This is a genomic window from Acinetobacter sp. UC24323 (genome assembly GCF_024151445.1).
Lineage (GTDB): Bacteria > Pseudomonadota > Gammaproteobacteria > Pseudomonadales > Moraxellaceae > Acinetobacter > Acinetobacter baumannii.
On sequence record NZ_JAHIBY010000025.1, the window covers coordinates 1 to 7,830 of the forward strand.

The 7,830-nt window shown below is 36.9% G+C and carries 9 protein-coding genes; 7 read left to right on the forward strand and 2 right to left on the reverse strand.

Annotated elements, in window-relative coordinates; all coding sequences use genetic code 11:
• From KNQ97_RS18965 to KNQ97_RS18995, 7 genes are all read left to right on the forward strand, one after another.
• On the forward strand, positions 1-217 hold a 217-nt coding region (locus KNQ97_RS18965), incomplete at its 5' end, for a hypothetical protein (protein ID WP_253612620.1).
• 172 nt (positions 218-389) lie between these two features.
• Positions 390-1,892 (forward strand): FAD-dependent oxidoreductase, encoded by a 1,503-nt coding sequence (locus KNQ97_RS18970; RefSeq protein ID WP_253612621.1) that lies wholly within the window; start codon positions 390-392, stop codon positions 1,890-1,892.
• Positions 1,893-2,064: 172 nt separating this feature from the next.
• Positions 2,065-3,321, forward strand: coding sequence for an MFS transporter (locus tag KNQ97_RS18975; protein ID WP_253612622.1), 1,257 nt, complete (start codon positions 2,065-2,067; stop codon positions 3,319-3,321).
• Positions 3,322-3,385: 64 nt separating this feature from the next.
• Positions 3,386-4,177: an inositol monophosphatase family protein gene (locus KNQ97_RS18980; protein WP_024437038.1), complete on the forward strand. Its 792-nt coding sequence runs from the start codon at positions 3,386-3,388 to the stop codon at positions 4,175-4,177.
• A gap of 28 nt (positions 4,178-4,205) precedes the next feature.
• Entirely contained in the window at positions 4,206-4,403 is a 198-nt protein-coding gene (gene thiS, locus KNQ97_RS18985; protein ID WP_024437037.1) for a sulfur carrier protein ThiS, read from the forward strand.
• Between the two features lie 32 nt (positions 4,404-4,435).
• Positions 4,436-5,221 carry a thiazole synthase gene (locus KNQ97_RS18990; protein ID WP_086375840.1) on the forward strand — a complete coding sequence of 262 codons (786 nt, stop codon included), beginning with the start codon at positions 4,436-4,438 and terminating at the stop codon, positions 5,219-5,221.
• A 157-nt stretch (positions 5,222-5,378) separates the two neighbouring features.
• On the forward strand, positions 5,379-6,587 hold the full coding sequence (locus KNQ97_RS18995; RefSeq protein ID WP_253612623.1) for a carbohydrate porin: 1,209 nt from the start codon (positions 5,379-5,381) through the stop codon (positions 6,585-6,587).
• Between the two features lie 59 nt (positions 6,588-6,646).
• Here KNQ97_RS18995 and KNQ97_RS19000 read toward each other — a convergent pair whose 3' ends face one another.
• Both KNQ97_RS19000 and KNQ97_RS19005 read right to left on the reverse strand, forming a co-directional pair.
• Positions 6,647-7,507: a helix-turn-helix transcriptional regulator gene (locus KNQ97_RS19000; RefSeq protein ID WP_253612624.1), complete on the reverse strand. Its 861-nt coding sequence runs from the start codon at positions 7,505-7,507 to the stop codon at positions 6,647-6,649.
• A 106-nt stretch (positions 7,508-7,613) separates the two neighbouring features.
• A partial coding sequence (locus tag KNQ97_RS19005; protein ID WP_253612620.1) for a hypothetical protein occupies positions 7,614-7,830 on the reverse strand: 217 nt, incomplete at its 5' end.

Genomic DNA, 7,830 nt, shown 5'->3' on the forward strand with positions numbered 1-7,830 from the left:
TTTACGTTCGTGGCGTGTAGAGAGTGCTGAAGAGTTAGAGCCAGTTTTACAGGCAGCTTTAGATAGTAATGAACCGGTATTAATTGAAATCCCGACAGACCGTGATGCAGCAGGTCCATGGGTGCCGGGATGGTGGGATTTCCCGATTCCGGAATACATCACTGACGAGCGTCAGGATGAATACCATGAGTTCCGTCAATCCGAACAGCATTTGTAATCCATTTAAAAGTAGTAACTAAACAAGTCGAAGATCTTTCAATTTGATTTGAAGAGATCTTCACTTGTACACGTTAATCACATGACTAATGGTTGTTTAAAAACCTGAATTAATGGAAGGTTCGCATTTACTGCGGGCCTGCAACATCCAATTCAAAGCAAGTATATATTGTATGGAAAAAGAAGCAGATATAGTCATTATCGGATCAGGGATTGGAGGCAGCTCTTTAGCTTACAGCCTAGCAGATTCTGGTAAGCGAATTGTTATATTGGAGCGTGGCGAATATCTAAAAGATACCTTTGAAGCTCGTGATGATGCTTCAATTTTCTTGAAAGGTTTCTACAAATCCTCTGAAGTGTGGGAAGGTACTGATGGAGAGAAATTCCTACCAGGTAATTATTATTATGTAGGTGGAAATTCGAAATTCTATGGGGCGGTCATGTATCGCTACCGTGCAGAAGATTTTAAGCCAAGAAAACATATGGAAGGAAGTGCTCCCGGATGGCCAATTCCCTATTCGGAGGTTGAACCATGGTATGAGCAGGCTGAGGAACTATTTAAGGTTCATGGAAAAGCAGGAGAGGATAAGACAGACCCACCTCGGGCTAACTCGTATCGTTATGATCCAGTACCTGATGAACCAGCGATTGCTTCTGTTCGTATGCGGCTTAAAAAGGCAGGTGTGAATCCAACTACCTTACCTTTGGCAATTGATATAGAAAAATGGCTTGATCGTGCCCCAACAGGCTGGGATGCATTTCCTAACACAGGATTAGGGAAAATTGATGCGGAAGTTGGTCCTTTAGCTCGAGCTTTGACATATCCAAACGTTTCGTTGATTACAGACGCAAGAGTTTTACGCCTTGAAACTGATATCAGCGGAGAGAAGATAACTTCAGCTACTTATATTAAAGATGGCAAAGAGTACCAGATTCATGCTGATATCTTTGCAGTTGCCGCGGGGGCGGTACAGTCCGCAGCATTGTTACTAAGATCAGCAAATAAAATATATCCAACAGGATTAGCGAATAGGTCAGATCAGGTTGGAAGAAATTTTATGAATCACAATACAACCGCTTTGATTGCAATTGATCCAAGAGCAGAAAATACTTCTGTATATCAAAAGACTCTTGCATTTAATGACTTCTATAACAAGGATCCAGAAACAGGTTTCCCTTTAGGAAATGTTCAATTACTTGGTCATATTACAGGAAATATACTCAAGGCTAATTTGCCTTCACTATTTCCTCTATGGTTATCAAATTTAATTGCTCGTTACTCGTATGGTTGGTTTCTTACAAGTGAGGATCTTCCTAATCCTGAAAGCCGCGTTATGGTACGAGATGGCCAAATTGTGATGCATTGGGTACGTTCCAATATGAAAGCACACAATGAATTGATTAAACGTACTCGTGCTGTCATGAAAAAAGCAGGTTTTCCTATTGTACTGACACACACATTTGGGCGAAAAACTACTTCTCATCAGTGTGGCACAGCCAGACTGGGAAATGATCCTAAAACATCTGTGGTCTCACCGAATTGCCAGTCTCATGATATTTCAAACCTTTACATTACTGATGCATCAGTTTTGCCAACGTCTGCTGCAGTAAACCCTGCTTTAACAATAGCGGCTTTAGCACTTAAAGCAGGAGCAGCCATTAAACAAACTTTTTAAACATACATTTAAAGCAGTTAACGGTAATGCGTTTGATTTGTAAAACAAATCTATTGCACCGATGGTATTTAACTCAAGAGTGCCAATTTTTCAGATGGTGCTTTATGAGTTAATGAATATTTTAATTTCTATTTGTGGTGTGTATCTAACTTTACTTTAAAGGGATTTAAGTATGAAAAAACGTGATAATTCTCTTATTACACAAAGAATTCGCTTAGCAAGATTAGCTACTTTTGGTGGCTTCATGCTAATAGGCGCAATGATTTATGTTTGGTCAACTAGTGTTAGTGCTTATCGGCATTATCTAGGATTAAATGGAGCTGAAGGTGATGCAAGTTTCGGTATCATTGCGTTAGGTATAGGGGTTGGATCTGCTGTTGGTGCTCTAATAATTGGGCGATTTATCGACTTATTTGGAGCAAAAAGTGTAGTAGGGTGCACACTGATTTTATATCCAATTTCTATCATAGCGATGGGGTATATTCCAGAGTTTTGGTTTGCATTTGCTGCTGGTGTAGTAATGGGATTGTTAAGAGGGGCAACTGATTCAGCATTAAATGCACATGGAGTTCAGGTTGAACGCTTTTATAAACGACCAATTATGTCAGGTTTTCACGCCTGTTATCCTTTAGGGGGATTTATATTTGGTATGTTAGGTAGTTATTTTGCAGGTATAAGCCCAAATAGCGCCACAATTCCATTTACTATATGGGGAGGTGTATTACTTATTGTTAGCTTTATTTTATCTAGATTCTTATTAGATAAGCATGAGATTGTTGAAGATGATTGGCAGGAAAATCATACTGAAAATTCTGATGATAAATTAAATAATTACTCTAATGGCTATATTGTACTGCTCATGATTGGTTTTGGGATCTTATTGCTTGCAAGTATGTTTGGGGAAAATGCTGTAGGTGATTGGGGACAAGAATATATGCATCGTACTTTGGGTACGACTACAGCTGTAGCTGGTATGGCGATTAGTTTCTTCTCAGGTGCGCAATTTATTGGAAGACTATTTGGTGATCGTTTAACGGAAAAATTTGGTGCTCCAAAAATTGTTTTTTGCAGCGGAATATTAGCTATTTTAGGTTTACTTTTACAAACATTTGGAGGAAGTGTACAGCTTGTTTTTTGCGGATACGCTTTATTTGGTTTAGGTTTATCCTGTTTAGCTCCGATTATGCTATCAAGTGCAGGTAGGAAAGACCCTAAAAATGCAGGGCGTAATATTAGTATCGTTAATGGAATTGGGTACTCTGGTATGCTTTTAGCTCCTGCAATACTTTCAACGATAGTAAGTCAGTTTGGTATTGAAAGATTACTTTATTTCCCTATAGCTCTAATGATAATTTTCGTAATCATCACACCTATTATAATGAAAGAGAAAAAGAAAAATAAATTTGTCAAACTTCAAAACGCGAATTAGAAGAAGGCATCCACCTTATAAATTAATAAGGTGGATGCTACATACTAATGAATAGGAATTAAAAATGACTAATATTTTTCCGGACATTTATTTTTTACATAAATTGGCTGATGTGGCAGATGCAGAGACATTACCTAGATTCAGGTCTCATATAGATTTAGAAATTCAAACAAAGCTAAAAAAGAATGTGAGTTTTGATCCTGTAACTATTGCGGATAAAGCTGCCGAATATGCCATGAGAAAAATGATTACAGAATATTATCCTGATCATTCAATCATGGGAGAAGAATTTGGAGCGATTGAAAACGGAGAAATAAGATGGATTTTGGATCCCATTGATGGTACTAGACCCTACCTACTTGGTATTCCAGTTTGGGGAACTTTAATTGGATTAGAGCATAATGATAAAATGTGCTTAGGTATGTTAAGCCAACCTTTTACCAATGAGCGGTTTTGGTCTGATGGAGAAAGTTCATTTCACCAATACAATAAAGTGCAAAAAAAATTAAAAATTCAAAGGAATAAAAAAATAAGTGAAGCGATATTACATATCAATCATCCTCGTTCATCAAATCTATACCCGCATATCAACTTCACTGAATTATCTGAACAGGTTTTAATGACACGTTATGGCGCTGAATGTTATGCCTTTGCAATGTTGGCAGCTGGGTATATTGATATTTGTTTTGAGTTTAGTTTACAGCCATACGATATAGCCGCATTGATACCAATTATAGAAAATGCTGGAGGAGTGATTTCAACACTTGATGGATCTTCAGCACACAAAGGTGGAACAATCGTCGCTGCTAGTTCTCAGTTGCTACATGAACAAGCATTAAAGATATTGAATAGTTAAAAATATATAAAAGTCTCGAGATAAACTTATGAAAATTTATTTAAATGGGCAAATTACGCCTACTGATTGTAAAAATTTACTTGAACTAATTCAATATCTTGCATTGGAAAATAAACGTTACGCTATTGAATTTAATTCAAGAATTATTCCAAAAAGTAAATTGGAATGTACAAATATATCTGAATTTGACCGTATTGAAATTATTCATGCTGTCGGTGGTGGCTAAGTTAGGAGTTATGCATGCAGGATCTATCTTTTATTAGAGACAATTCACTCATTATTGGTTCACGTTCTTTTCAATCTCGTTTATTGGTTGGAACTGGCAAATATAAAGACTTAAATGAAACGGATGTAGCTATTCAAGCTAGTGGTGCAGAAATCGTAACAGTCGCAATTCGTCGTGTGAATATTGGACAAAATCCAGATCAACCAAATTTACTTTCGGTCATCCCACCAGAAAAATATACAATCTTGCCAAATACCGCAGGGTGTTTTGACGCTGACAGCGCAGTACGTACGTGTATGCTAGCGCGCGAGCTACTTGATGGTCATAACCTAGTAAAACTTGAAGTGTTGGGTGATGAAAAAACCTTATATCCAAATGTAACCGAAACTTTAAAAGCGGCTCGTACTTTAATTGACGACGGTTTTGAGATTATGGTCTATACCTCTGACGACCCAATCATTGCTCAAGAACTTGAAAGTATGGGCTGTGTTGCAATTATGCCTTTAGGTAGTTTGATTGGTTCAGGTCTAGGTATTTTAAACCCGCATACCATTTCAATTATTAAAGAAAATGCCAAAATACCGGTTTTAGTTGATGCTGGCGTTGGTACAGCAAGTGATGCCGCAATTGCGATGGAACTTGGTTGTGATGGCGTACTGATGAATACAGCAATTGCAGCTGCAAAAAATCCTATTTTGATGGCTTCTGCAATGAAAAAAGCTGTGGAAGCAGGACGTGAAGCATTTTTAGCTGGGCGTATGCCACGTAAACGCATGGCAAATGCGAGTTCACCTGAGACGGGTTATTTCTTTAAATAAAGAGGAATAGGTTTTTTAGGTTAAATATGCGTCATAGTGCGTTATAAAATATAGAGTTGAGAAATTGTTTATTAATGTTCTGATTTTTATATTAAATCCAGTGATAGGAGGATACCTATTTCTGGATTTTTAATATTTAAATGGAAGTTTTTTCAATATGGAATTTTATAAACGTATAGCACTATTTAATACATTTTTACTACCACTCACTGTCATACATGCATTTGAATTTAATGGATATATAAGATCGGGTATTGGATATAGTGAAAAAGGGGACACACAAAGCTGTTTTTTTCTGGACGGTGCAAAAAGCAAATACCGTTTGGGTAATGAGTGTGAACAGTATGTAGAGTTAACTGGTACTCAGGAATTATATAAATTTAAAGATAATTCTACAGTGGCCCTAAAGGGTACATTGGCGTTATTACAAGATTTTGGTGATGATAAAGATTTTTCTGGAAATAATTATGCCAAATGGGCTGAAGCCTATCTCATGTGGAATAATATCAGCTACTTAAATGGTGCAAATGTTTGGGCAGGTCGTCGTTTCTACAACCGTAATGATATTCATATTTCAGACTTTTATTACTGGAATCAGAGTGCGACAGGATTTGGTATAGATAATTTTAAATATAACGACTTGTACTACTCATATGTTTTCTCTCGTAAGGATGATGTATTTCAGGATAAACCAGTAAACCGCCATGATATTACTGTAAGTGGATTTAATACCAACCCAAATGGAACACTAAGTTTAGGGGTAAGCTATATCCCAAAAATAGATGAACCAGATAGCCATTCAGGTACTTCATTTAGCGTTCAGCATAAACAAAAACTAGGTAAACTCAACAATACCTTGGCCTTTCAATATGGTTATGGTCCAGGGACTGGCTTAAGTTATACCGGTGATACAAGCTTATCGAGTAAGGATAAAAGCTGGCGTGTAGTCGAATTTATAGATGGGCAGATCACTGAAAACTTTAGTGCCCAAGCGGAGTTGATTTACCAGAAAGATGAACGTGAAGAAGCCTCAAATGAACAGGAGTGGTACTCAGCTGGTGTACGACCAGTTTATGCATTGAATGATCAATTTAAGCTGGTAGGAGAGTTGGGTTTTGATGCAGTTAAACGTGATAAGACCGCGACTTTAACTAAGTTAACCTTTGCACCTACATGGTCACCAAAAGGAAAAGGATTTTGGGATAGACCAGAATTCCGTTTGTATTACACCTATGCGATTTGGAACAAGGAAGCCCAAGAGCGTGCTGATCTGAACAATGCAGGTTCTACATTATCGTCAACGGGTAATTTCGGGACATCACGTAATGGCAGCAATTTCGGATTGCAAGTAGAGTATTGGTGGTAATAGCTAAAACAATAAAAGAAAAGGCTCGTAAGAGCCTTGCGATAAATTGCTCAAAATTCTTAAGCTCCACCCCATATCGTTTTTGAGGTATCTGCTAGGAGGTATTCTTTAATTTCAAATGGAATTGATGAATCATTTATCTCTAGAACAGTAGTAGCTTGAAGATGATGCTTTTTAAGAGGCCCTGTGTCGATTAATTGGAAAGCCATTTTGGTGGCAAAAGGTTGCCTAAAAGATGTAGAAGCAATACCTGACAGAATACCGTAAAGAAACCTAATAGGACGTCTATGCTGTGTAGTTAATATAGAAAAAGTCATTTCATTATATTGCTTTTCTTCTATATCAATCATAAAGACTCTATCTCCAAGCATAAAGCAGAAGCCATCATATCGAAATTTGAAAGCATTTTTTTTAGGGTTATCTAAGTGAGGGAAGTGTTCAATAGTTACATATTGAACTAGTGCATCTTTGCGATATAAGTAAGTTAAAGAACGAAGAATTTTACCTTTATAAATAGATGAATAATGATATCTGTAATAAATCCCTAAATATTCCTCCATGAGTTCTGGTGTTGCTCTAGCAAGGTGTAAAAAATCATTGAACTGGTTTGAGTATCGAAGGGTTGTTGGTATTTCATTTTCTAATCCCTCATATAAGCATTTAAAGTCTTTAGGGTTTATTAAAAGATCTTTAGCTTCAATCATAAAATAGCGGGCAATTTTTTGAAGAACTTTTTGAGAAGGAATATGTTGACCAGCTAGATATTTGTTAAATTGCTGCCTGTTTACATCAATTTTCCGACACATATCTGCGACAGAACGACAAGATGAAATTAATGTAATTAAATTTTGTTGAATATGATTGATGAGCTCGCTTCTTCCTTGAGCAGTTACCTTTGTTCTTTCCTGAACATTATTCATAAGAATCACCATATTACATAAAATTAAATATTCAGTTTTCTATAAATCAAAAAGATTTTTTAATAAAAGTAGCAACTGATTTGTTTAGTTACTACTTTTAAATAGATTACAAATGCTGTTCAGATTGACGGAACTCATGGTATTCATCTTGACGCTCGTCAGTGATGTATTCCGGAATCGGGAAATCCCACCATCCTGGCACCCATGGACCCGCTGCATCACGGTCTGTCGGGATTTCAATTAATACCGGTTCATTACTATCTAAAGCTGCCTGTAAAACTGGCTCTAACTCTTCAGCACTCTCTACACGCCACGAACGTAAA